This window comes from Neosynechococcus sphagnicola sy1, assembly GCF_000775285.1.
GTDB classification, from domain to species: Bacteria; Cyanobacteriota; Cyanobacteriia; order Neosynechococcales; family Neosynechococcaceae; genus Neosynechococcus; species Neosynechococcus sphagnicola.
In genome coordinates this window covers 16,217-39,191 of the sequence record NZ_JJML01000029.1, presented here as the reverse complement: position 1 = coordinate 39,191, position 22,975 = coordinate 16,217, and the positions used below count along the sequence as shown (strand labels likewise).

The window sequence follows — 22,975 nt, the reverse complement described above, 5'->3', positions numbered from 1 at the left end:
CAGGCGTGTCTAGAGTGGCAGAATCAAAGAATCAAAGCGTGATCGAACGGATTGTTGTCGAGAATGTTTGCAACGTTGTTAAGGGTAAGGGTTGAGGCCAACCGTTTCACCATCATACGAATCAGGGCAGCGATCAGCCATCTTTCTCGAGCTGGGGCGGTTTGCGGGGTGCTGCTGGCGGTGGGGTTATCGGCACAGGTCGTGTCGTCCACCCCTGTCCGTGGACAACGGGGCATGGTAACGTCGGCCCATCCCTTGGCGAGTGAGGCGGGGGTGCAGATGCTGCAACAGGGCGGCAATGCAGTGGATGCAGCCGTGGCCACAACCCTGGCAATTTCCGTCGTCGAACCCTTTTCGGCTGGCATTGGCGGTGGCGGCTTTCTGCTGATGCGGTGGGGGCAAACCGGAGAGATCAAAGCCCTGGATTTTCGAGAACGGGCACCCCTGGCCGCCTCTCGGACCATGTTTCTGGATGCGGCGGGTCAGGTACGCCCCCGTGCGAGTACCGATGGCTATTTGGCAGTTGCCACACCAGGAACGGTGGCGGGGTTGTTTGAGGTACAACGGCGCTATGGTCAATTACCGTGGGCAACGGTGGTGGCTCCCGCAGTGCGGCTAGCCCAGACTGGTATTCCTGTCACCCCCCATCTGGCTGCGGCGATCGCTAGACAGCCGACACTGCAACAGCAACCAGCGGCTAGGGCTATTTTTGCCCCCCAGGGGCAGCCGTTGCAAGTGGGAGATCGCCTGGTGCAGCGAGATTTGGCTCAGACCCTCCAAGTCATTGCCCAAAACCCGCAAGCCTTCTACACCGGAACCATTGCCCAGGCGATCGCCCAGGATATGGCCGTCCATCGCGGGTTGGTGACCCTGGCCGACTTGCAGCACTACCGCCCCCTTTGGCGTCAACCCGTCTGCGGCGACTTTCGCAGGATGCGGATCTGCTCCATGCCCCCTCCCTCTTCCGGTGGGGTTCACCTGCTGCAAATCCTCAATATTATCGGAGACACGGATCTTAAGGCCATGGGTTGGCATGATCCCCAAGCACTGCAACTGATAATTGAAGCCATGCGGATTGCCTATGCGGATCGGGCTGAATATTTGGGTGATCCGGATTTTGTCACCGTGCCGGTGGCGGCACTGATCAACCCTGGCTATGGCCAACTCCGCCGCCGCGAAATCCTGCCCGATGCGGCTCTCCCTTTCCCGTCCATCCGCCCCGCCTCTGCGGCGATGTTGCAACGGTTTGGCTCCCCTTTCCCTCGCAGTCGGAAGAGTTCCAGCACCCCCAGGGCGATCGCCGTGGGACACCCCCTGACACCAGAATCGACCGAAACCAGTCACCTCAACACAGTGGACAGTGCCGGAAATGCCGTCAGCCTCACCTTTACGATTAACCTGGGCTTTGGATCTGGGGTGGTCGTGCCGGGGACGGGCATTGTGCTGAACAACGAAATGGATGATTTTGCCATTGCCCCCGATGTGCCCAACGCCTTTGGTCTCGTGGGACGCGACGCCAACGCCATCGCCCCCGGTAAAACTCCCCTCTCAAGCATGACCCCCACCATTGTTACGGAAAACAACCAATTGCGGCTGGTTGTAGGTGCCCCCGGCGGCAGCACCATCATTACCACGGTTCTGCAAGTGCTCCTGAATGTCCTGGTCTACGACATGGATGTCACCACTGCGATCGCGGCACGCCGCCTGCACCATCAGTGGTTACCGGATCAACTGCGGGTGGAACCCTGGGGTTTGGACAGTCTCACCCTTGGGGAGCTGCGCCGCCGGGGCTACCAGATTCGCACAGGGGGCACCTGGGGAAATGCCTCGGCGATCGTCCGCACCGCCAACGGCACCCTAGCGGGAGCTGCTGATCCACGCGGGGAAGGGGCTGTAGCTAATTACTAGGGCGATCGCCGTCCCTGGTTAAAGAGAATGTTCCTAGATGCATCGGTGGAGATTGACTGGGTCTTGAACTCCGTGGCTTTGGCATAGGCACGGATCACCGCAGGGCGGACTTGGATCGACTCAAACCAACGTTTGACGTTGGGGAAATCATCAAGATTTAGCTGCTGCATTTCGTAGGGCACAACCCAGGGATAGGCTGCGATGTCAGCGATGGAATAGTCTCCGGCAATAAAGGCGCGATCGGTCAGCTGCTGATCCAAAACTCCATACAGGCGTTCCGTTTCCTTCACATATCGCTGGATGGCGTAGGGAATCTTCTCCGGAGCATAATGCCCAAAGTGATGATTTTGCCCCAGCATTGGCCCCAGCCCCCCGATCTGCCAGAATAACCACTGCATCACTTCAAATCGCCGCCGCAGATCCGAGGGCAAAAATTTTCCGGTTTTTTACTGCCAGGTATTGGAGGATGGCCCCGGACTCGAACACAGGGATCGGTTCACCGCCATCCCCAGGGGCTAGATCGACGATGGCGGGAATGCGATTATTGGGCGAAATTTTGAGAAACCCTGGCTGGAACTGATCACCCTTGCCAATATTAATCGGTTGGATGGTGTAGGGTAGCTCGGCTTCTTCTAGATAAATTGTGATTTTGTGCCCGTTGGGAGTTGTCCAGTAGTAAAGGTCAATCATTTCCCCTCCGAAAAATCGTTTTAGCCGTTCTCATTGATGTTGCCTTGCATTCTATCCCGCGGGTCAGATAGCTTGGTCTGTCGAGACATATCGCCTCTCTTACAACCCTGCATCCATCAACTAAAACTGAACAGCCGACTAGACTGGAGAAGGAAAGGACACACTGGGTTAAGCAGTGGCCCGTGGTAAGCATCGTCTCTGGAGAGCAGTTTGTGGTCTCGTCGTTCCCTGATTTTCCTCCCCACTCTTCCTGGTCAGATGCATCCGCTGCTAAGGATGCCCAGTTCCCAGATGAGGATCTAGATGCAACCCTGCTGGGTTTTGAGCAGATTCAAGCTGAATTGACCTATAAGCAAGCCCAAGATGCCCTCCGAGAAATGGTCTCAACCCTAAACCTGACACCCCAAGAACAGGTGGGCCTAGAAACAGAAATTCAGAGCCTCGGCTTGATGCTAGATAAGCTAGAGCGGCAGGTAATCCATATTGCCGTCTTTGGCATGGTGGGGCGGGGGAAGTCATCTGTATTAAATGCCTTGCTGGGGCAGGATGTTTTCCAGACCGGGCCAATCCACGGTGTCACCCGCGATCGCCAATCAGCTTCCTGGCATCCTGGGGGAACCCATTCTGGCATTGTGGTGCAGCGGCAGGGGTTGGCAGGCAGCGATGGTCGCGGCCTGTTCCGAGTCACCCTTCCGAGTTCAGGCCACTCCCAAGTGGAATTGATTGACACCCCTGGTATTGATGAAGTCGATGGAGAAACGCGGGAACTTCTCGCCCGTCAAGTGGCACAACAGGCTGATTTAATCTTATTTGTGGTGGCTGGGGATATCACCCAGATCGAACACAATGCCCTCTCAGAACTGCGCCAAGCTAGCAAGCCTATCCTCCTAGTGTTTAACAAGGTGGATCAGTACCCCGAAGCCGACTGTGAGGCGATCTACGCTAAAATTCGCGACGAGCGGGTGCGAGAGTTGTTGTCGGCGGAGGAAATTGTCATGGCGGCGGCCTCCCCCCTAGTGCCGACCCTCGAATATCGCACCGATGGCAGTCGGTCGGTGCAACTGGTCCGGGGCGAACCTCAGGTGCAAGATCTGAAGCTGAAAATCCTAGAAGTTTTACAGCGGGAAGGGATGGCGCTGGTGGCTCTCAACACCATGCTCTATGCCGATGATGTCAATGAACAACTCGTACAGCGCAAAATGCTGATTCGAGAACAGGCTGCCAATCAATTGATCTGGAACGGTGTCATCACCAAAGCAGTGGCGATCGCCCTCAACCCTTTAACGGTGGTCGATCTGCTCAGTGGAGCAGTGATTGATGTGGCTGTGGTGCTCTCTCTGTCTAAGTTATACGGCATTAGCATGACCCAGACGGGAGCCATCAGGCTATTGCAAAAAATTGCCCTCAGTATGGGAGGACTGAGTGCGAGTGAACTGCTAGCGACGTTGGGCTTAAGTTCGCTGAAAACCCTCCTCGGTGTCTCAGCCACCGCCACGGCAGGTCTGTCTCTAGGGCCTTATCTTTCCGTTGCAGTGACTCAGGCGGGGGTAGCCGGGGTCTCCTCCTATGCCCTAGGGCAAATTGCCAAAACCTACCTCGCCAACGGAGCGGCTTGGGGACCCGATGGCCCTAAAGCCGTCGTCAGTCGGATTCTAGCAACCTTGGATGAAAACTCAATCTTGAGTCGCATCAAGGAAGAGTTACACGCTAAACTCGATTGGCGGTATCGGGTACCGTCCTAAACCTTCCAGAAGAGCGTCTTCAGATGTTGCAGGTGTTTGAACAGTCGGTGCAGATTTGGGCCAGTGCCACCACTGTGGAGCGCTGTCTCAGCGATCGCACCCTGATGCACCGCTGGCTGAATCCCCTCTTGCGCTGCGATCCCGTGGGAGACTGGCGGGTGGAGTTAGGAAGTCAGTGCCGATTTGTGATTCAAACTCCCCTGTGGCAGCCAACGCTGGCTAGCACCGTGGTCGAACGAGAACCAGGGTTAATTGTCTGGGAGTTTCAGGGCTTTTTCCAAGGGCGAGATCGCTGGGAGTGCCAACCGATTACAGGGGGAACCCAACTGCGAAACCGTTTTGAATTTAAGATTCCCAACCCATTGGTGCAATTTGGCTTTAACGTCTTTGCCGCTCGCTGGACACAGGCAGACATGAAAGCACAACTCCTCCGCCTCAAACGTCTAGCAGAGGAGTTATATCAACAGCTGCCGTAGAGTTACTTAGAGAGGCTAGGGGATTGGGGCGGGAGTCATGCTAGGAACTGGAGTTGTCGTCGTCGTTGGACTTGTAATAGGAGCAGGAGACATCGTTGGCATTGGCGTTGCACAGCCACTGCCCAAACTAAAGCCAGGGAGCAAAGATGGTAACAAAGCTTGCAGACCTGAGAGGACTTCCGGCAGGTATTGACTATCCTTTTCAACTTGCTGATAAATCGCCATCGCTTTCTGACCGTTGATGGTGATATCTGAGGGATAACTCTGAATCAGACTCAAAACTGAAACTTGGTTGGATTGGGCTGCTGTGGTTAAGGCGGTTTGCAGGGCCTTTACCGGATCGCCACCCCCCGGCTGGGAGGATAATCTGCCCAACTTGTCCCAGGATGACACCACCGATATAGCTGTTAACCAGCCGTCCCATCGTCACCGAGGAAATGGGGATATTCTGAGTCAAAAGTTTTTGAACCTGCTCAGGCTTTTGATTGCTTAACTGCAATAGTTGTTTGATTAAATCAGAGGGCTGACCCGACTGAGCAAATGCCTGCAACTCAGTGACGGGCATTGCCTTTTGAATGGGGCCATACTGGAGTGTGATCGTATTGGCAGCCACTGCACCCGTAGTCTGCAAGAAAAGACTGATGCTAATGCCCAACACCAACATGAAACTGAGAACGATGAATTTAAACACTCGCTGACTGGAACCTGCGAAGCGGTGTCGCAGCCATGACAGGGGGCGGAACTGAGATGAGAAAATCACGGAGAAACTCCTAATGTTGATTTATTTAAAACCAGGCCACTCTAGTGTAACTATGTGAACCATCGCAATGCTGGGGTGATATCCTGGCATATTTTGAGCTGCCAAGCCGTTCTTGCCCGAGTGTTTTCCCGCTCTGTTGGGCCATGGTGGTCGAAGAATCTCAGTGCCAAATTTTATCAGGTGAGGTGACGCAATCCATGAAGCTTGAGTTAAGTACTGGTTAAATCCCTAGCTTCAACCAGTGCCTGACCTCTTTCACCCTAAAAATCAAAGGCTTGCTTCTTTCTAGGATGGACTTCTCCAGTAACTGCCGATAAGGTCGCTTGCTCCGCTGCCTGTGCCAGTGCTGCGGCGACTCTTGCAGCATGGGGCCGAATCAACGACCACAGCAGGGGAGATAGATATCCCCGGAGGGTGACGGAACACGAAATACACGTGCCGCAGAGGGTCGAATCTACCTGATAGGTCACTTGCTCTTCCACCCCAGGCAGGGCCAGAATGCGGACACTCAGTAATTCTCCGGGGCGGACTCGCTCCACAAACACGCGCACCGGAATCGGAATCAGGCGGGTCACGCCTCGATAAATCAATCCAGGTTTTGCTACCAAGCCATAGGGAACATTGGTGCTAGCAAGTAAGGGATGCCAGGAGACATCGGCTAAGTCTGTGACCTTCTGCCACAGAGCATCCACGGACGCAGAACTCAGCACCCGATAAGTTCGCACTAAAGAATATAATCGTTGATCACGACGGAGCAGCTTTGTCAGCCAAGAGCCTGCCATATAAATCTTCCTTCTGCCTCGCAGGAGATCGGTTCAAGATCAGGGAGCCTGCTCAGTTATGCAACTTCCTCAGGATGTATGCCGTAGCATACATAAACGGTTGAACCCTCCTGGGCATCAATCCGCTCTGTTAACCAGGCGATCGCTCTCAGGTACAGAGGTTGGCAATGGCAGACGTCGGTAGGAGGTTGACTCCACTGGATGATTCCTGAAGGCACAATTCGAGGTAGGCTAGATCAGCATCGTAGCACTCACCTGCTCTTCCCCCCAAAGTTGTGTTTGGATAGGCTTCTCCCTATGACTGCCCCTGCTTCCACCTCAGACGTTTCAACCTCAGCCCCAGGGCTGCTGCTGCCTCCTACAGATTCGCGTCAACGGGTGAGTGAGTTCTTGCGATCGCTCCAGGATGAAATTTGCCAGGGATTGGAAGTCCTAGACGGGGGCGGCACTTTCCAGGAAGATTCCTGGGATCGGCCAGAGGGGGGTCGGGGGGCGATCGCGGGTGATGTGTAACGGCAATCTCTTTGAACAGGGTGGGGTGAATTTTTCCGAGGTCTGGGGGGATCATCTGCCACCCTCAATTTTGCTCCAACGCCCCGAAGCCTCTGGGCATCGGTTTTATGCCACGGGCACCTCAATGGTGCTCCATCCCCGCAACCCCTACATTCCTACAGTCCACCTCAACTATCGCTATTTTGAAGCTGGTCCGGTGTGGTGGTTTGGGGGCGGGGCGGATTTGACACCCTACTATCCCTTTGCTGAGGATGCAGCCCATTTCCACCAAACCCTGAAGCAAGCCTGCGATCTCCATCATCCTGAGTATTACCCCACCTTTAAGCAGTGGTGTGACGAATACTTTTATTTGAAACATCGCCAAGAAACACGGGGGATCGGGGGCATTTTCTTTGACTATCAAGATGGTCGGGGTCAGCTTTACCGGGGGCCTGATACCAATGGCCCCGCCGCAGCCTACAGCAACCAATTGGGTGCCCTGGCAGAACGAACCTGGGAAGATTTATTTGCCCTGATTCAGGGTTGTGGACGGGCGTTTTTACCCAGTTATGTGCCCATTGCTGAGCGTCGCCGAAACATCGAATATGGCGATCGCCAGCGCAACTTCCAGCTATACCGCCGAGGCCGCTACGTCGAATTTAACTTAGTCTATGACCGGGGCACTATTTTCGGCTTGCAAACCAATGGCCGAACTGAGTCAATTCTCATGTCTTTACCGCCCTTGGTGCGCTGGGAATATGGCTACAAACCAGAACCCAACACCCCTGAAGCTGAGTTGTACGAGCGGTTTCTGAAGCCTCAAGATTGGGTTAACTGGTCTGCGTCGTAGCCATCTTGGATTCTGTGATCAAAATCATTCTGGGATCAAGCAACGACTGGCGCAGATCCGGTGAGAATGCCAGAATGGGATTAAATCTTACTTAAGTTTTGTCTGTGAATACTGTCCGCACTGTCTCAGATACGAAGCGAGCATTCTACAACATTCACACTCGCCCCATTAATGCGATCTACCGCCGGGTGGTGGAAGAATTGATGGTAGAAATGCACCTACTGTCCGTCAATGTGGACTTTCGCTACGATCCCATCTATGCCCTGGGGGTAGTGACCGCTTTTGAACGGTTTACGCAGGGCTATTTGCCAGCACCGGATCAGCCTTCGATTTTCAATGCCCTCTGTGGTTCTCTGGGAGCCAATCCCCAACAATATCAGCAGGATGCGAATCGACTCCGGCAGGTGATGACGGGTTTGTCCCTCGAAGATCTCACGGCTTGGTTCCAGCAAACCCAGATTCCCCCTGGGGTTGAGGATGTGCAGGGACAGTTACAGGCGATCGCGGAGAATTCTCGCTTTAAGTACAGTCGACTGTTTGGCATTGGCCTGTTTAGTATCCTAGAGCTGGTTAGTCCCGACACAGCCAAAGAAGAGTTGCAGGCAACGCTGATTCTGAATCAGCTGAGTGAAGCCCTGCACCTGCCTGGGGATAAGCTGCAAAAAGACTTGGAGTTGTATCGCAGCAATCTTGAGAAGATCTCCCAGGCGAGAATCGTTTTGGAAGATGTGCTGCAAGCAGAGCGTAAAAAGCGGGAACAACGAGAACAGGCCAAAGAGGCCGTTGCTACACCACCAGATGCCGCTTTACCTTAGTTGGTTTCTATGATCAGCAAAAATATCGGTCTTGGTAGGACTCCTGCCCTTGGAGGAGATGTAAGACCAGACTCCCATAGAATTGCGATACTTCTCTCCGTACTTCCAAACATCCTCTCAATTCAACCAACCTTCATCCAGTTTAAGTTTGAGCAAAAGGGTAAAGATGTATAAAATCTTGCTAGACGGTTCGGCAATACCTGGAGATCGCAACACCCTCGGAGGCGCGCCTATCCTACCGCACGATTGCCCCCATCCCACTTGCCGAGAATGCGGGGAGAAGATGACGCTCTTCTTGCAGCTCGATATTCTCGAAGAATACGGTTTTCCTGCCCATACAGGGTCTCACCTGTTGGTATTCATGTGTCCGAACCACAACGATGTGCCGTTGCAATGCCAGGATGGATCGCGGGAGCCGAACTTCTGGGAAAAGGATCTTGGGACGTTCTGCTTGATGCTCCACGATCGCCGTTCGGACGAAGTGATTGGCAATGAAGATCCGGCACTCCTGCCTGTTAAACTGCGCCTAGAGGAATCTGAGGAAGAGATTCGGGTGCTGCATGGCGTGCAATCTGGGGAGGAGGTATTCAAAGTCGGCGGCGTACCGATGCGACTGGAGTGTCACGCTGAAGCAACTTGTGGGTGTGGTGCCAACATGACCTACCTCTGCCAACTGCCCGAATTTCTGGAATTTCCCAAAAAACCGGAAGCCTCTCCTCAGAAAAATTCAATTTCCAACAATCACTACGATCTGTTTCTCGGTAATATTGTTTATCTTCTGGCATGCGATCGCCATTGTCATCCTGAGGCTGTCACAGCCATTTGCGACGGTTGATAGATCTGAAGAATTTAGCTGAACCATATTGACAACCAAACTCATCACAGCCTAATACTACATAGCTGCTTAGGACAGTCCAAGTAGATTTTAGCTGATCTACTATAGCGGTTCCTCGTAGCATCAAGTGTACCTGAGTGAAGCAGGGAAAGGGTTTCAGCTTGTTACTTGTGCCACGCCAGATCGGTAACTACTGTGGCGCTGAGTTGGGTTGTTAGACCGTTCGATCCTTACTGGTGAGACATCATCCCTCACCTATCAGCCGCTCCGAGTCTCCGACAGCGGTTATCTTGGTGATCGCAATCCCAATTTCAATCCTGATCCCTGCAAGCACCGAGTTGGGTACAAGTTATTGCCATGAGCAATATTACTTATTGCTAGCTATTTGCGATCGCATTTTGGAAGGGTGCGATCGCTGCAAATGATCTGGATTGGCTCCAACCCTATTGCCTAGGTGCTGATGAGCACGTTGGGTTCAAAGGCTTGGTGGACATAGCTTTTCCCGAGGAATCCTATCTCAGCAGGTGACGAACATCACCGATCACCGATTCTTGTATCACCGACTACACTTTGCCCACCAGCGATAGTAAGGGAAGTAGAGACCTAGTCAGAGAGCTTCACCCATGTTAACTATCACTCGTGAAATCTTACCCCTTCCTTCGGTTATTACTTCAACCTCTGCACCATTGAGAGAGCAAAAGCCAAAACTATCTGCCCATTGGTTCGTAGATGAGAATGGCAAATTCTTCTGCCAATGGTTCGAAGACTAAACGGGATTTTTAGGAACAATCCCATCCCTCAAAATTTCTTCTACAGTAGAAACTCTATTCAAGCGCAAGATTCTAACCCCCCGAGCAAATTTGACAGGAAATTATGAACTTAGCATCTGTGATTCAATCGGTCTTGGAAACGCATCGTTTAACCCCAGATATTGAGGGTCAGATTCATGATTTGATCTGGTCAAGGACAGCAAATGAAGCTGATCTGAGTGCTCTGGAGCATCTGTTAGCGGGTCTCGTGTCAGGGGCGGTTCATTACACAGCCCATTCTTAAAACTCCTGAATTAATGCTCAAAGTCCCCTGGTACTGGAAAATATCAGGGGATTGAATTTAGAGGACGTTTTAAAAGGGTAGGCTTTAGTCTCAAATACAACGCAGATCTATTCAAGCTGGGGCAGACAGAATAGTCTCGACCAGCGGGGCGATCGCCCTCCCTAATTGATCGTGTGCCTCAACCCCCAGATGCACCCCATCTATGGGGCTACTTTGCACCACCTGGGCGCTATTGAAATAGTGACAGCCCAAGGTCTTCGCTACCAACGCATAGAGTTCTGGCAGTTGTTGGGAGGTAGACTCACCGCCACTAAAGACCAAGTGCATGATCCCAGACAGTGCCCCGAGGGGGGGTTGGGGCAATCACTAACACCTCGGGGACTTGATCCAGAGGCCCAGACGCGCTCCTCTGCACAATTTCCACCAGGGAACCGCAGCCCCGAGCAATGTCAGATGCCGTCGCTTTGAAGACAGGCTGCACATCATTGGTGCCCAGCATCAGAATCACCAGATCGATAGGGGCGTGGGACTCTAAAATCGTTGGCAGAAAAGCCCTGCCATTCCGACCGTTAAAAAACCGGATTTTCCCAATTGGTGGTTCGACCATTCAGGGCTTCTTCGATGATCCGACCTTTGGCTCCGAGGAGTTGCTGTAGGATGCCAGGCCAGCGTTGGGGAAATGGCATCCGGTTACCTGTGCCAGGCTCAAAGCCCCAGGTCAGAGAATCTCCATAACAAAGGATGGTTTTCATGGCATCACGCTCCATACTATTGGCCCTGCACCCGAGCTATGACTGCATCAGGGATAACATGTGCTGCCTGGACCACAACGTCAAGGGGGAGCAGTCTGGGAAAACAGATTTAAGACAATGACTCCAGCGAGAATCAGCCCCATGCCCAGGAAGCCTTGAGCATCAAGGGACTGACCGTACACCCACCAGCCCAGCAGGGTCACCAGGACAATGCCTAATCCACTCCAGATGGCATAGACCACTCCGACAGGAATGCTTTGCAGACACATGGACAAGCAATAGAATGCCACCGCATACCCAGCGACCACTACGAAACTCGGCAGCGGTTGGGTGAAGGACTGAGCTGCTTTTAACGCCGTAGTGGCAATGACTTCGGCCAGGATGGCGATCACTAGATAACCGTAGGCATTCATCGGCAATGACTCGGCGGTGAGAGTTGCCGCATTAATTGACTTTGAGTAATTCCACATCAAAGATCAGGGTGGCATTAGGGGGAATCACCCCACCCGCTCCCTGCTTACCATAGCCTAGTTCTGGGGGAATGATTAGCTGCCGCCGCCCGCCCACTTTCATCGTTCCTACCCCTTCATCCCAGCCTTTGATTACCTGACCGACGCCAATGCGGAACTGGAAGGGTTGGCCGCGATCGCGGGAACTGTCGAACTTCGTGCCATCCTCAAGGGTACCTGTATAGTGCACGGTAACCATTTGGCCGTTACTGGGGGTTGCACCTGTGCCCTCTTTGATATCCACATATTTCAATCCAGAGGGGGTCGTAATCGTTGTCATAGCTGAAAGAGTCTCCACAGGGGTTTGAGCAATTAAGGGCGCATCAGCAGTCTGTGTCACCACTGGTAGAGTTGGTAGTTGATCCGCAGTGGCCGTAGGTTGACCAGGGAGCAACTGAGCAACGAGCAATACCAAGCAGCAGGCCAGCACCACCCCGGCACTGATTAAAATTTCTTTCAAGATAAGTCCTCCATAATCGGTTGAGAGGGATGCCTCTCTCAGTGTATCGGAGGAGTGTCCGTCTCCTGAATCAACCAAGCTGATCCCATCCCAGAGCGACGAAACTGCTCCAGCCATGCCAGAGAAATTGCCCCGACGGCTGCCATCACAACCTGGCGACTCCCGCCGGACAGCCCACTCGGTTCTAGGGCATTGAGTAGGGAGCGATCCGCTGTTGGATCATCTCGGAGGCATAGCCTGAGGTAATCTGTGGGGCGATAGGGCAGGCGCTCAGCCCACTCAATGGCAACCACTCCCGGTAAAACCTCCCCACCTTCCCAGTAAATCTCGGGTTGCAGTGACCCCACCTCCTGGGGATCAAGGCGATAGAGATCGAAGTGGTACAGGGGGAGACGACCTTCCAGATACTCACAAATCAGGGTAAAGGTCGGGCTGGTGATCGCATCGATAATGCCCAAGCCTGCCCCAATACCCTGGACGAGGGTTGTCTTCCCACTGCCCAAGGTGCCCTCCAAGAGCAGGACAATCCCAGGGGGGTAGGTTTGGCCTAACTGATTGCCCAGCGATCTCATGGCGGCGGCATCTGGAATCCGATAGTTCAGAGGGGAGAGAGACATCAACCAAGGGAAGAAAAACCCTAGGAATTATATACGAGAGCGGATTTCAATATGTATTATGGGAGACTCCATTCGATCGTGGTTATAGCGTTCAATAGAGCCTATAGACAAACAACTTTTAACGAACCTTTTTCATCGTCAGCCCCCATCTTTTCAAGTTTTTGGCTTTCACGGCTCCATCCCGTGATCCATGCAGCGGCTACATCAGGTTTCAAAAGGTTTGAAAACAATGACATTCCCTTGGAAACTCAATCGAGACGGGGCCAAGATGTTACTCCCAGACTTGCCCAGGATTCTGACTGAGCCGTTTGCCAGTCAGCAGGAAGCCCTGAAGCTGGTAATTTACCCCGATACCCCTACAACCAACCACGCCTTTCTCCAGCTTGGGTTTCAAGCGATTCCTGAGGCTGAACAACTTCTCTACTTAGAAGTGACAGACGGTCTGGTGACCCCCGTGTTCCTGCAAATCAGTCAGGTGATTCCAGAAATTAGCCTCCTATCCTCTCGGTTCTCCCTGACGAGATCGCCCTTAACGCCGCAAACGCTGCTGCTGGAGTTTCTGAAAGCTCAGCCTTTGAGCCAAGTGACTCAACCCGCAAAGTTTTCCTGGTTTGTCCAACTGTTAACCCAGCAGCAACTTTTCTTTGTTTATCAACCCATTTTCCACCTCGCTACGGGAGAGATTTTCGGTCATGAGTGTCTGGCTCGTGCCTTTGACGATCAGGGGCATCATTGCAATGGTCAGCAACTAATTAACGCTGCCCTCTCCACTAATCTGGCCTATGAGTTTGATAGTTTAGCCCGCACAACATGTCTGGAATCCATCGCCCATCTTCAGACATCCCAGGTGTTTTTTATCAATATTTTACCCAATGCCATCCTGTGCCATCCCCAGTCTCTAGCGAACAATTATCAGCAAGTTTTAGATCTCGGTCTCCAACCCTCTCAAATAGTGTTTGAGCTTACTGAAGTTGAAATTTTGACCCGCAGTCCCGAACTTTTGTGCCTGATTCATCAAATCCAGGAAAGGGGGTTTCAAATTGCCGTTGATGACCTCTGTGCCTCCGTCACCGTTGATCACTACTTCATGGATTTTCTCCCCAATATCATCAAATTGGATCGGCGATTGGTTCAGGGATGTTATCACCATCCCGTCAAACAAGTATTGATTAAAAGTCTGTTAAATTCTGCCCATGAATTGAGTGTACGAGTGGTTGCCGAAGGTCTAGAAATGGTTGAAGATATCCAGTTCTGTCAAGATCTAGGGGTGGACTACGGCCAGGGATTTGGCTTGGCGGTTCCGCAGCTAACACCGCAAGTAATCCCCTCACCCGCTCCTGCTTTGGTTGGCAGTGGATCGGCTTGGAATTAGCACGGGCCTGGACTTCACCTCAGATTCTCCATCCCTGAAGACTGGGCTGGAACTCCACGATGAATAATCACGAAATGTCCAGGCAGCAATTGCCCACTGAGTCTACTCAATCACAATTTCCCTATTAGAATCTGATCTGCTTGAGAGTCCTCACCTTGAAGCTTCGACCACGGAGGGTCTTTCTTTTACAGGGAGTGTCTTTCAGTTGCAAACGTTAAATGATTCAGCACTATCCGAGCGCAACTGAGTTTCTGCTTTTAGGATGAAGATGGCTGTTTAACGTCACTTGGGGCATCAGATGGAATCACCGCAGAAACAGATCTTGGTCTTGAGTGCCAAAATCGATGCTCTTAACAAAATGCTAGAGCAAGTCAGCAGTCAAAACTCTGAAATCTTATTGCGGGTTAAGCAGGGTTCAGAGGCCGAGGCTCATGATACGCACCTGAATTTCAGGCGTAGTTCCTATGCCTATTCCCCTGCCAAAAATCAAGACACGGGGATGACCCACAAAGATGTTTTGGTAGATAGCACGGGGATGGAAACCCAGGGAGGTGAACGATCCCTGTCCCCAGAAATTCAAATTCAGCGTCTAACGGCTCAATTGACGGCTGCCTACAACCGCATTGCCGCGTTGGAAGAGCAACTTTTAGCGCATCGCATGGTTCATTAGGTCTCGGTCTTGGGCAAGGTTAAACTGGAACAGGAAGACTGAATCATCATCCTGGTACTGGGTAACCTATGACTAGCTTCACCGTCGAGCAGACTTCACTAGATCTTGAAGCCTTCTGGATGCCCTTCACTGCCAATCGGCAGTTTAAGGCTCACCCCCGATTGTTGGTGGCAGCAGAGGGAATGTACTACACTGCCAGTGATGGCCGCTCGATTTTGGATGGGACGGCGGGGCTGTGGTGTGTCAATGCTGGCCATGGTCGGCGAGAGATTGCCGAAGCTGTGCATCGCCAGTTGCTGCAACTCGACTTTGCCCCCACTTTCCAGATGGGGCATCCTGGCCCCTTTGAACTGGCAGAGCGATTGGTGAAGCTGCTCCCAGCGGATCTGAATCATGTCTTCTTCACTAACTCTGGATCGGAGTCGGTGGATACGGCGCTGAAGATTGCGATCGCCTACCAAGGGATTCGGGGACAGAGCAAGCGCCGACGACTGGTGGGGCGACAGCGTGCCTATCACGGGGTGAACTTTGGGGGCGTGGCCGTGGGGGGCATTGGCAGTAATCGTCAATTCTTTGCCGATCTGACACCAGGTGTTGATCATCTGCCCCATACCCATGATCTGGAGAAAAATGCCTTTACTCGGGGTCAGCCCCAGTGGGGTGGGGAACTAGCAGATGCCCTAGAGCAAATCATTACCAATCGGGGAGCCGAGACCATTGCCGCCGTGATTGTGGAACCGATTGCCGGAGCTACGGGGGTGTTGTTGCCACCGCTTCACTATCTGCAACGCCTGCGGGATATCTGCGATCGCCACGACATTTTGCTGATTTTTGATGAGGTGATCAGTGGATTCGGTCGCTTAGGCACCCCCTTTGCCACCCAGTACTTTGGCGTTATCCCCGACCTAGTGACCGTTGCTAAGGGGATCACCAACGGCAATGTTCCCATGGGAGCTGTTTTTGTCCGCCAAGGGATCTACGACACCATTACCCAGGCCACCCAGAATGGCATTGAATTCTTCCACGGCTACACCTACTCCGGGCATCCCGTGGCCTGTGCTGCCAGTTTAGCAACCCTTGATATCTATGAGCGAGAAGGGCTACTGACCCGTGCCCAACAGCTCGCGGCCCATTGGGAGCAGGCGGTTCACAGCCTCAAAGGCGCTCCTCACCTGATCGATATTCGCAATCTCGGGTTGCTGGCGGCCATTGAATTGCAACCCATTCCCGGTCAACCAGGGGCACGGGGGTTTGAACTCTTTCGCCGTTGTTTTGAGCAGGGGGTGTTAGTGCGAGCCGCCGGGGATAGCATTGCCTTCTCCCCACCTCTGATCATTGAACCCTCCCAGATTGACCAGATCTTTGCGACGGTGGCAGCGGTTTTGCCCCAACTCGCCTAGGGAGCTAGGACGCCATCCACTCAACGTTGAAGGCGTACCACCTAGTCTGCATCCCCAAAGGCGGTAAAGTGCCAGGGCTTTTTCGCCACACCCGTGAGATCAAACATCACATGTTTGGCAATGGAGTACTCTTCAAACGCATAGCGGGAGAGATCCTTGCCAAACCCCGATGCTTTAAACCCACCGTGGGGCATCTCAGAGGCCAAAGGGAGATGATCATTCACCCAAACAGTGCCAAACTCTAAGGCTTGGGAGACCCGCCAAGCACGGGTAATCTCTTGGGTCCACACCGAAGCCGCCAGTCCATACTGTACCCCATTGGCAACGGCGATCGCCTCGACTTCCGAATCAAAGGCATTGACAACCACAACGGGGCCAAAGACTTCTTCCTGCATGATCTCACTGTCAGCAGCGGCTCCTGTAAAAATGGTCGGCGGGTAGAAGAAGCCAGCCCCCTCCGGCAACCCACCTCCCAAATGCAGCGGAATCCCTAGTGCTACCGCCCGTTCCACAAACCCATGCACCCGTTGTCGTTGCAGAGCCGAGATTAAAGGCCCCATGTCCGTTGTTTCAGATTCAGGGGAGCCCATCCGCACCTGCTGGGAGAGTTCCGTAAACCGCGCCAGAAATTCGGCATAGCAGGAACGCTCCACCAGAATCCGGGTGGCAGCGGTGCAATCTTGCCCCGTATTGACATAGGCTCCGACGATGGCTCCTCGGGCTGCGGCCTCCAGATCCGCATCTGCAAACACAATCAAGGGGGCTTTGCCTCCTAGTTCCAGATGTACACGGGTGACTTTCTGAGCCGCCAGTGCCATAATTCGCTGCCCCGTCCGGGTCGAACCCGTAAAGGAGACCATGCGCACTTGGGGATGGGTGACTAGGGGTTCCCCTACGCTGGTGCCTTCCCCGGTAATTACATTAATCACCCCTGGGGGAAAGCCAACCTCCAGGGCTGTTTCAGCCAACATTAACGTGGTTAAGGGGGTTTGGGGGGCTGGTTTGATCACCACTGTATTCCCCGCCGCCACCGCAGGGGCAATTTTCCAAGCCGCCATCATCAGGGGGTAATTCCAAGGGGCAATGGAGGCCACAACCCCAATGGGTTCCCGACGCAGCACTGAGGTGTAGCCCCCAACGAATTCTTGGGAAGCTGTCCCATCTACTAGGCGAGCCTGTCCGGCAAAATACCGGAGGTTGTCAATGGCAAAGGGGATATCCCCGTTGGCCGCCAGCTTCATCGGTTTGCCGACATTGAGGCTTTCCATCCTGGTGAGGTCTACGGCCTTGGCTTCCAGGGCATCGGCCAACTTCAGCAGCAGCAGACTCCGTTCCACCGGAGCTGTTTTTGCCCAACTGAGAAAGGCGGTGGCAGCGGCAGCAACGGCTCGATTGACATCGGCGGCATCCGCTTGGGGAACTTCGGAGATCGCACTCTCGGTAGCGGGGTTGATCACCGCTGCCCACTGATGACCTACAGCTCCCACTGCTTCCCCATTGATGATCATATTGTACCGATCCATCCCCATTGCCTCCATGAAACGCCTGAACCTACTACCCCCAGGATCACCAGGTTGACCTGGATCTCAAACATTGACACTCTATCATCGGCACTGAAACTGGAGGGGGGGTGAAACATTTTTCCAGGTTTATCGACAAATGCCCACAGACAGGCTTGACAGTGGGCAATAGGGGTTAATAAGATACAGCCCAGTTCACTGCCCCCGCAACTTCACATCGTTTTCTCAATTGTCTATCAACCTTTGCCTAGGACTGTTGCATGGATGTGGATTCTGAACCGATCTATAAAGGTATAGCTGCGGCGCACTCCCTGAGATCGACATCGAGTGGGATCGATGCCGATGTGATTATCCAAGCGACTGGGCTGCATAAATTTTTCGGCGATCGCCACGTGCTCAAGGACGTGAATTTTGCGGTTCGCAAGCAAGAAGTCGTGGCCCTGATTGGCCCCAGTGGTTCTGGCAAAAGCACCCTGATTCGCTGTCTGAATGGGCTAGAGAGATATTCCCAGGGGGAAATTGTCATTGACGGCAACCGCTTGTACCCCGATCTGCCGATCAAACAACTAAGCCAAATTCGTCGAGAACTGGGGATGGTGTTTCAGAACTTTAATCTCTTTCCCCACATGACGGTGTTGCAAAACATCATTGAGGCGCCAATGCTGGTGCGTCGTATCCCCAAAGCCCAAGCCGTAGACCTGGCAGAGCAATTGCTGGCCAAGGTCGGACTCTTAGAGAAACGGGATGTCTATCCCAATCGTCTGTCAGGTGGGCAGAAACAACGGGTGGCGATCGCTCGAGCCCTGGCAATGCAACCCCGAGCGTTGTTATTTGATGAACCCACCTCCGCCCTTGACCCGGAATTAGTTGGGGAAGTTCTGAAGGTGATGCGAGATTTAGCGGCAGAGGGCATGACCATGGTCGTGGTCACCCATGAAATGCAATTTGCTCGAGATGTTTCCAGTCGGGTAGTATTTATTGCCGACGGGGCGATTATCGAGCAGGGAGAACCCCATGAATTCTTCCGACAGCCCCAACAAGAGCGTACCCAGCTGTTTCTAGAGCGGGTGCTTTCCACCTTACCCTGATACGAGCCACCAGATTGGAGCCGTGTTCCCCATGAATGACCGCATGCAGCGACGAAAATTTATCCAACGGATGGGTCAAACGGGAGGGTTGTTGACCTTGGGGGGAGCCTTACCCTTTGTGGTGTCGGCTTGCGCAGGGAATGTCTCGACTTCCTCCGGGGGGAGTTCCAACACTGCCTCTCCCGCCATCGTTCCCAGTCAGGGGCTGAAAACCCCTGGACTCCTGCAATGGGGTGCAGAGTACGTGGGTGGGGCGCCCTATGTGTTCAAAGATCCCCAAAACCCCAGTCAGTTGATTGGGTTTGAGGTCGAAATTGCGGCGGCGATCGCCAACCTCATGGGTGTCAAGCCCGCCCATGTCCAGACGGCCTATGCCCAGCTATCTGCCTCCCTGAGAGCCAACCAATTTGACCTGATCATGAATGGGTGGGAAATGAATGCCGACCGGGAGAAAACCCAGATCTTCTCAATGCCCTACTACCGCTACGGTCAGCAAATTGTGGTGCGCAGTGAAGATCCACGCTTTCAGAGTCAAACCCCGAGTAGCAATCTCTCCTTAAAAAACTTGGATGGCTTCACCGTTGGTACCGGTCTTGGCTTTAAGGCGGAGGAAATCCTGCGCTCATCCCCGCAGATAACCACCAAGGTCTACGAAGGCAACCTGCCCTTTGATGATCTGAAGCAGAAAAAGTTGGATGCGATTCTCATTGATCTGCCCATTGCTGCCTACTACGTCCTCGGCAGTGGCCCTAGTGGTGTCCCAGACCCGGCTTTAAAGCTAGTCGGGCAACCCATCTACCCCAATAACTATGTGATTGCGTTTAACAAGAACAGTCCCCAAGGGATGGCCCTACAATCCCAGATCAATCAGGCTCTAGAGATCCTGAAAAAACGACGGCACCCTCAAGACCATCTATCAGCGATGGCAGATGTGGAATGACCAGCAAGCTGAGATCGGAATTGTCTAGAGACTGGCAATGCAATTGATTCTGTCGGCACTACCAGAGTTTTTTGCGGGGGGCACTGAATACCCTGATCTACTGCGGTCTCTCCTTCCCGATCGCGGTCTTCCTGGGACTGGTGCTAGCAGCAATGTCCAGTTCCAATTCCATCTGGCTACGGGTGCCTTCCCGGATGTTTATTGAGGCAGCCCGTTGTACCCCCATCATTACCCAGGTGCTGCTGCTCTACTACGGGGTGGGGGCAGTGTTACTCAGCTTTAACCTTTCCACCTTCGCCAATGCCTGGGTCGCGGGGGTGATTTCCCTGGCCTTGAATTATGCCGCCTATGAAGCAGAGGTATTTCGGGCGGGCTTTCTGGGGGTTGACCCCGGTCAGACGGAGGCCGCTCTCTCTCTGGGCATGACTCCGGAGCAGAGTTTCCTGAAGGTTAAACTCCCTCAAGCCGTCCCCTTAGTGATTCCTCCCTTGGTGAATGACTTTATCTATATGCTCAAAGACTCCGCCATTGTCAGTGTGATCTCCGGCAGTGAGCTGACATCGGTGTTGCAGTCCTGGTCGATTCGTAATAGTAGTGATCCGCTGCCCCTCTACGTTCTGGCCTTAGTTCTTTATTTACTGATGAGTCTGCCCATTGCCTATATCGGTCGGACGTTTGAACAGAAGCTGCGGGCAGCGATGTAGTTCTTTTCTAGAGGATAAAATCCGTGATCACCCCTCCTTTTAGACTCTCGCCCCCTCAACAGCTGTGGCGACCTTCCAGTGAGTCCCTGTTCTATGGGGTGATGGCGGTTATTGGAGCTGTTTTTGTCCTCTACCTGCTGCACTTCCGGCAAACCATTGGGCTTTATTTCCCCTTGTTGTTGCAAGCCACGGGAGTCACGCTGCTGATTTCTCTGGTCAGCATGATCCTGGCTACCTTCCTGGGGGGCTTGGCCGTCTGGGGGCGCTTATCCAGGAGACGGGTCTGGCGCTGGCTTGCGATCGCCTACGTTGAGGGCATTCGCGGCACCCCTACCCTGGTGCAACTCCTGCTCTGGGGATTTGGCATTGGCACCCTGCTGTCACGGTTGGGGTTTGACCCCCATGGCCTTGCCTTCCAACTGATGACCCCCTTGCAAAGCAACAGCCTGGTGCCAGCGAACTTTAATTTCATTTTTTATGGAGTGTTGGGCTTGGGCTTTAATTATGGAGCCTACCTCACAGAAGTGTTTCGGGCTGGGATTGCATCAGTGGATAAAGGGCAGCGGGAAGCTGCCCTGAGCTTGGGAATGGAGCCTATTTGGATTCTGAGGCGGGTTGTTTTACCTCAAGCGATTCGGCTGGTGATTCCCCCCCTATACCAATAATTTGATTTGTGCGATTCAGGACAGTGCCTTGCTCTCTACCATTGGGGTGATGGAGTTACAACAGGTAGCAGCATCCTTTGCCTACCCCCAATTGGATGCCAATGTTAAGTTGTTCATTTTTGTCCTAGCAGCCCTGTTCTACTTTGCCCTCTGTTATCCATTAACACTGTTGTCTCGCTACCTGGAACGGCGCTTAGGCCAGGGTTTTTGAGGAGGGTGATCGGAAAAATTGACCGTCCTTCTGCAAGGGTATCTGAGTCAGCGTAGGGTAAAGTAACGGGTAAGTTAGTTCCTTTTTTCAGTGCCATGTCTGTAACTCAGCCTGCACCATTTCCCCGTAGCCTCGCTCAGTGTTTCAGAGGAGTTGCCCTCTCTGGCTGTCTGATGCTGGGTGGACTCTCGTTGCTTCCGGTAGCCCCAGCTAGGGGTGCCCCAGCGACGGCTGCTGCCCGGGCTGAACAGCGACAGCAACAACTCCGCCAAGTTCGGCCTGAAAATTACGATCTCAACCGCCATCCGGTCACCGATGCTCAAGAGCGTCATTGGCGCAATATCCTCTGGACAACTGCGGTGGTGGCTCCCCAGGATGAGTTTGTCGCCGACGCGGTGGATAACCTGTTGCACCTGACGGTCCGATCTGGATGGTCGCGATCGCAACAGCGCACCCTTGACATGGCGATGCAGGTCGGAACCCAACTGTACTTGAGCCGTTCCCCTGTCTATAGCCGCCTCCAGCAGCGTTTTCTGGAGATTCTCCAACGCAGTGGGGATTCTCAGTGGGTAGCGATGGCCTTGTCAAGTTTGCACAAAGGGGGAGTCTCCCTGGAACAACTGCAACAACTGAGTGATCAGGTGCGTCAACGCTTTCCCCGTTGGTCGGCGGATGTCTACCTCTACACCACGCTGCGGGATGTCAGCCAGAGCATCCATCCTGCCCCGATGCCGCCCCTGGCAGATCTACTGAATTGGGCGATCGCCCCTGGAGCATTGCAACTCTATGTGGTTTGTCAACCCGATCGCCGGGTTTTGTGCCTCACGGTGCTGAAAGATGGCAATGGCCAATTTGTCCGGGAATCGCTTGCAACCACCTCCGGCAACTTGGGGGGGCAACTTTGGTCTATGCCCCTGCTTTTGGAGTCCATCCACGGCCTGAGTTGGAACTTCACCCGTGGACAAACCCCCCAGGGTATCTATCGGATTCAAGGTGTGGTTCCCCAACCGGATCAACAGTTTTTCCGCGCCTATGGGCAGTTTTCCTTGGTGCAGTTGTTTGTCCCCTTTGAACCTGGTGTAAAGCAGTTTCTACCGGGACGTTCCGGCAGCTTCAGTGGCAATTTGCAAACCTATCAAGCCCTCCTGCCCCCTTCTTGGCGCAATTACTTCCCAGTTCAGCAGAGTTATTGGGCGGGCAAAATTGGTCGGGGATTGTTTCGGATTCATGGCAGTGGCGAAGCACCCGACTTTTTCAATGGCAAGCAAGGGACGATTGACAGCTTTAACTGGAATCCCACCATTGGCTGTCTGTCGGCTCTGGAACTTTATGATGAGTCTGGTCGGTTACTCCAGTCCGATATGCCCCGTTTGCTGGGTGCCCTCACCCAGATTGGGGGACAAAATTTCTCTGGCTACTTAATTGTGGTTGAAGTTCCAGGGACACCGGGAACATCCCTGTCCCTGGCCACCGTGGAATCCGCACTGGGAAGACATCAACCCATCCCAGTTGCCCAACCCCTGCCCTCAACCCCACCCATGCAATCTCCGCCACCCTATCACTATCAACCCCTAACACCGCTGTATCAGCCCGTGCGTCCCCTAACACCGCCCAGTGAGATACCGCCCGGATCTTAGGGAAGATGGATGACTGAGGGGAATGTT

General features: G+C 53.4%; 25 protein-coding genes and 3 pseudogenes. 16 read left to right on the top strand and 12 right to left on the bottom strand.

The window, feature by feature from the left end; all coding sequences use genetic code 11:
* Nucleotides 1-23: 23 nt before the first annotated feature.
* Nucleotides 24-236, bottom strand: a complete 213-nt coding sequence (locus DO97_RS26685) for a hypothetical protein (RefSeq protein WP_239651716.1) — start codon at nt 234-236, stop codon at nt 24-26.
* On the opposite strand from DO97_RS26685, the gene ggt reads away from it, so the two are divergent.
* Entirely contained in the window at nt 235-1,908 is a 1,674-nt protein-coding gene (gene ggt, locus DO97_RS13020) for a gamma-glutamyltransferase (protein WP_239651715.1), read from the top strand. The two genes, DO97_RS26685 and ggt, sit on opposite strands and share 2 nt — an antisense overlap.
* Here ggt and DO97_RS30280 read toward each other — a convergent pair.
* Nucleotides 1,905-2,598: pseudogene (locus DO97_RS30280) on the bottom strand (glutathione binding-like protein). The gene ggt and the pseudogene DO97_RS30280 overlap by 4 nt on opposite strands.
* Before the next feature lie 311 nt (nt 2,599-2,909).
* On the opposite strand from DO97_RS30280, the gene DO97_RS13010 reads away from it, so the two are divergent.
* Nucleotides 2,910-4,340, top strand: coding sequence for a GTP-binding protein (locus DO97_RS13010; RefSeq protein ID WP_239651727.1), 1,431 nt, complete (start codon nt 2,910-2,912; stop codon nt 4,338-4,340).
* Between the two features lie 23 nt (nt 4,341-4,363).
* Entirely contained in the window at nt 4,364-4,816 is a 453-nt protein-coding gene (locus DO97_RS13005; protein WP_036534120.1) for an SRPBCC family protein, read from the top strand.
* Nucleotides 4,817-4,831: 15 nt separating this feature from the next.
* Here DO97_RS13005 and DO97_RS30275 read toward each other — a convergent pair whose 3' ends face one another.
* From DO97_RS30275 to DO97_RS12995, 3 genes and pseudogenes are all read right to left on the bottom strand, one after another.
* On the bottom strand, nt 4,832-5,209 hold the full coding sequence (locus DO97_RS30275) for an alpha/beta hydrolase (protein ID WP_420805874.1): 378 nt from the start codon (nt 5,207-5,209) through the stop codon (nt 4,832-4,834).
* Nucleotides 5,208-5,480: pseudogene (locus tag DO97_RS30270) on the bottom strand (alpha/beta hydrolase); the annotation flags it as partial. The pseudogene DO97_RS30270 and the gene DO97_RS30275, both read right to left, overlap by 2 nt.
* A 356-nt stretch (nt 5,481-5,836) precedes the next feature.
* Nucleotides 5,837-6,358 (bottom strand): hypothetical protein, encoded by a 522-nt coding sequence (locus DO97_RS12995; protein ID WP_036534115.1) that lies wholly within the window; start codon nt 6,356-6,358, stop codon nt 5,837-5,839.
* A gap of 297 nt (nt 6,359-6,655) precedes the next feature.
* On the opposite strand from DO97_RS12995, the pseudogene hemF reads away from it, so the two are divergent.
* The 4 genes and pseudogenes from hemF to DO97_RS12975 all read left to right on the top strand — a co-directional run bounded on the left by hemF (nt 6,656) and on the right by DO97_RS12975 (nt 10,403).
* A pseudogene (hemF, locus tag DO97_RS12990) lies at nt 6,656-7,700 on the top strand (oxygen-dependent coproporphyrinogen oxidase).
* Nucleotides 7,701-7,804: 104 nt separating this feature from the next.
* Entirely contained in the window at nt 7,805-8,515 is a 711-nt protein-coding gene (psb29, locus tag DO97_RS12985) for a photosystem II biogenesis protein Psp29 (protein ID WP_036534113.1), read from the top strand.
* Between the two features lie 166 nt (nt 8,516-8,681).
* Entirely contained in the window at nt 8,682-9,350 is a 669-nt protein-coding gene (locus DO97_RS12980; RefSeq protein ID WP_156120563.1) for a hypothetical protein, read from the top strand.
* 873 nt (nt 9,351-10,223) lie between these two features.
* Complete coding sequence (locus DO97_RS12975) at nt 10,224-10,403, top strand: hypothetical protein (RefSeq protein ID WP_036534109.1); 180 nt, start codon at nt 10,224-10,226, stop codon at nt 10,401-10,403.
* Nucleotides 10,404-10,514: 111 nt separating this feature from the next.
* Here the strand turns inward: DO97_RS12975 and DO97_RS23205 are convergent, their stop codons facing one another.
* From DO97_RS23205 to tsaE, 6 genes are all read right to left on the bottom strand, one after another.
* The gene (locus tag DO97_RS23205; RefSeq protein WP_052128714.1) at nt 10,515-10,730 is read right to left on the bottom strand and encodes an SGNH/GDSL hydrolase family protein; all 216 of its coding nucleotides are present in this window, start codon (nt 10,728-10,730) and stop codon (nt 10,515-10,517) included.
* The gene (locus DO97_RS23200; protein WP_052128713.1) at nt 10,714-11,010 is read right to left on the bottom strand and encodes an SGNH/GDSL hydrolase family protein; all 297 of its coding nucleotides are present in this window, start codon (nt 11,008-11,010) and stop codon (nt 10,714-10,716) included. The genes DO97_RS23205 and DO97_RS23200 overlap by 17 nt, the downstream gene beginning before the upstream one ends.
* Nucleotides 10,973-11,155 (bottom strand): SGNH/GDSL hydrolase family protein, encoded by a 183-nt coding sequence (locus DO97_RS23195; protein ID WP_156120562.1) that lies wholly within the window; start codon nt 11,153-11,155, stop codon nt 10,973-10,975. The genes DO97_RS23200 and DO97_RS23195 overlap by 38 nt, the downstream gene beginning before the upstream one ends.
* A gap of 80 nt (nt 11,156-11,235) precedes the next feature.
* A complete protein-coding gene (locus DO97_RS12965; RefSeq protein WP_036534108.1) occupies nt 11,236-11,568 on the bottom strand; it encodes a DMT family transporter in 333 nt (110 codons plus the stop codon).
* Between the two features lie 31 nt (nt 11,569-11,599).
* Complete coding sequence (locus tag DO97_RS12960; protein WP_036534103.1) at nt 11,600-12,124, bottom strand: FKBP-type peptidyl-prolyl cis-trans isomerase; 525 nt, start codon at nt 12,122-12,124, stop codon at nt 11,600-11,602.
* A 38-nt stretch (nt 12,125-12,162) separates the two neighbouring features.
* Nucleotides 12,163-12,741, bottom strand: a complete 579-nt coding sequence (gene tsaE / locus DO97_RS12955; protein ID WP_081980745.1) for a tRNA (adenosine(37)-N6)-threonylcarbamoyltransferase complex ATPase subunit type 1 TsaE — start codon at nt 12,739-12,741, stop codon at nt 12,163-12,165.
* A 229-nt stretch (nt 12,742-12,970) separates the two neighbouring features.
* Between tsaE and DO97_RS12950 the strand changes: the two genes are divergently transcribed.
* The 3 genes from DO97_RS12950 (at nt 12,971) to aptA (ending at nt 16,183) form a co-directional block, all read left to right on the top strand.
* Nucleotides 12,971-14,113: an EAL domain-containing protein gene (locus DO97_RS12950; protein ID WP_239651712.1), complete on the top strand. Its 1,143-nt coding sequence runs from the start codon at nt 12,971-12,973 to the stop codon at nt 14,111-14,113.
* Between the two features lie 298 nt (nt 14,114-14,411).
* Entirely contained in the window at nt 14,412-14,783 is a 372-nt protein-coding gene (locus DO97_RS12945) for a hypothetical protein (RefSeq protein ID WP_036534097.1), read from the top strand.
* 68 nt (nt 14,784-14,851) lie between these two features.
* Nucleotides 14,852-16,183, top strand: coding sequence for an omega-aminotransferase AptA (aptA, locus tag DO97_RS12940; RefSeq protein ID WP_036534095.1), 1,332 nt, complete (start codon nt 14,852-14,854; stop codon nt 16,181-16,183).
* A 41-nt stretch (nt 16,184-16,224) separates the two neighbouring features.
* On the opposite strand, the gene DO97_RS12935 is transcribed toward aptA, so the two are convergent.
* Nucleotides 16,225-17,706 (bottom strand): aminobutyraldehyde dehydrogenase, encoded by a 1,482-nt coding sequence (locus tag DO97_RS12935; protein ID WP_036534214.1) that lies wholly within the window; start codon nt 17,704-17,706, stop codon nt 16,225-16,227.
* 344 nt (nt 17,707-18,050) lie between these two features.
* Here DO97_RS12935 and DO97_RS12930 point away from each other — a divergent pair, with 344 nt between their 5' ends.
* The 6 genes from DO97_RS12930 to DO97_RS12910 all read left to right on the top strand — a co-directional run bounded on the left by DO97_RS12930 (nt 18,051) and on the right by DO97_RS12910 (nt 22,948).
* The gene (locus tag DO97_RS12930) at nt 18,051-18,791 is read left to right on the top strand and encodes an amino acid ABC transporter ATP-binding protein (protein ID WP_036534212.1); all 741 of its coding nucleotides are present in this window, start codon (nt 18,051-18,053) and stop codon (nt 18,789-18,791) included.
* Nucleotides 18,792-18,822: 31 nt separating this feature from the next.
* Nucleotides 18,823-19,731, top strand: a complete 909-nt coding sequence (locus DO97_RS12925) for an ABC transporter substrate-binding protein (protein WP_239651711.1) — start codon at nt 18,823-18,825, stop codon at nt 19,729-19,731.
* Between the two features lie 71 nt (nt 19,732-19,802).
* Nucleotides 19,803-20,435, top strand: a complete 633-nt coding sequence (locus tag DO97_RS12920; RefSeq protein ID WP_204368619.1) for an amino acid ABC transporter permease — start codon at nt 19,803-19,805, stop codon at nt 20,433-20,435.
* Between the two features lie 23 nt (nt 20,436-20,458).
* The gene (locus tag DO97_RS12915; protein ID WP_052128710.1) at nt 20,459-21,100 is read left to right on the top strand and encodes an amino acid ABC transporter permease; all 642 of its coding nucleotides are present in this window, start codon (nt 20,459-20,461) and stop codon (nt 21,098-21,100) included.
* A gap of 1 nt (nt 21,101) precedes the next feature.
* Complete coding sequence (locus DO97_RS25180; RefSeq protein WP_052128709.1) at nt 21,102-21,311, top strand: hypothetical protein; 210 nt, start codon at nt 21,102-21,104, stop codon at nt 21,309-21,311.
* Between the two features lie 95 nt (nt 21,312-21,406).
* Nucleotides 21,407-22,948 carry a hypothetical protein gene (locus DO97_RS12910; RefSeq protein ID WP_156120561.1) on the top strand — a complete coding sequence of 514 codons (1,542 nt, stop codon included), beginning with the start codon at nt 21,407-21,409 and terminating at the stop codon, nt 22,946-22,948.
* Nucleotides 22,949-22,975: the final 27 nt, after the last annotated feature.

Bases quoted from the DNA above. Each gene is read 5' to 3' on its own strand.
- ggt (WP_239651715.1), top strand. From the start codon at position 235: ATGGTAACGTCGGCCCATCCCTTGGCGAGTGAGGCGGGGGTGCAGATG.
- DO97_RS26685 (WP_239651716.1), bottom strand. From the start codon at position 236: ATGCCCCGTTGTCCACGGACAGGGGTGGACGACACGACCTGTGCCGAT.
- DO97_RS13005 (WP_036534120.1), top strand. From the start codon at position 4,364: ATGTTGCAGGTGTTTGAACAGTCGGTGCAGATTTGGGCCAGTGCCACC.
- DO97_RS12995 (WP_036534115.1), bottom strand. From the start codon at position 6,358: ATGGCAGGCTCTTGGCTGACAAAGCTGCTCCGTCGTGATCAACGATTA.
- DO97_RS12980 (WP_156120563.1), top strand. From the start codon at position 8,682: ATGTATAAAATCTTGCTAGACGGTTCGGCAATACCTGGAGATCGCAAC.
- DO97_RS12975 (WP_036534109.1), top strand. From the start codon at position 10,224: ATGAACTTAGCATCTGTGATTCAATCGGTCTTGGAAACGCATCGTTTA.
- DO97_RS23205 (WP_052128714.1), bottom strand. From the start codon at position 10,730: ATGCACTTGGTCTTTAGTGGCGGTGAGTCTACCTCCCAACAACTGCCA.
- DO97_RS23200 (WP_052128713.1), bottom strand. From the start codon at position 11,010: ATGGTCGAACCACCAATTGGGAAAATCCGGTTTTTTAACGGTCGGAAT.
- DO97_RS23195 (WP_156120562.1), bottom strand. From the start codon at position 11,155: ATGAAAACCATCCTTTGTTATGGAGATTCTCTGACCTGGGGCTTTGAG.
- DO97_RS12965 (WP_036534108.1), bottom strand. From the start codon at position 11,568: ATGAATGCCTACGGTTATCTAGTGATCGCCATCCTGGCCGAAGTCATT.
- tsaE (WP_081980745.1), bottom strand. From the start codon at position 12,741: ATGTCTCTCTCCCCTCTGAACTATCGGATTCCAGATGCCGCCGCCATG.
- DO97_RS12950 (WP_239651712.1), top strand. From the start codon at position 12,971: ATGACATTCCCTTGGAAACTCAATCGAGACGGGGCCAAGATGTTACTC.
- DO97_RS12945 (WP_036534097.1), top strand. From the start codon at position 14,412: ATGGAATCACCGCAGAAACAGATCTTGGTCTTGAGTGCCAAAATCGAT.
- aptA (WP_036534095.1), top strand. From the start codon at position 14,852: ATGACTAGCTTCACCGTCGAGCAGACTTCACTAGATCTTGAAGCCTTC.
- DO97_RS12935 (WP_036534214.1), bottom strand. From the start codon at position 17,706: ATGGATCGGTACAATATGATCATCAATGGGGAAGCAGTGGGAGCTGTA.
- DO97_RS12925 (WP_239651711.1), top strand. From the start codon at position 18,823: ATGAATGACCGCATGCAGCGACGAAAATTTATCCAACGGATGGGTCAA.
- DO97_RS12910 (WP_156120561.1), top strand. From the start codon at position 21,407: ATGTCTGTAACTCAGCCTGCACCATTTCCCCGTAGCCTCGCTCAGTGT.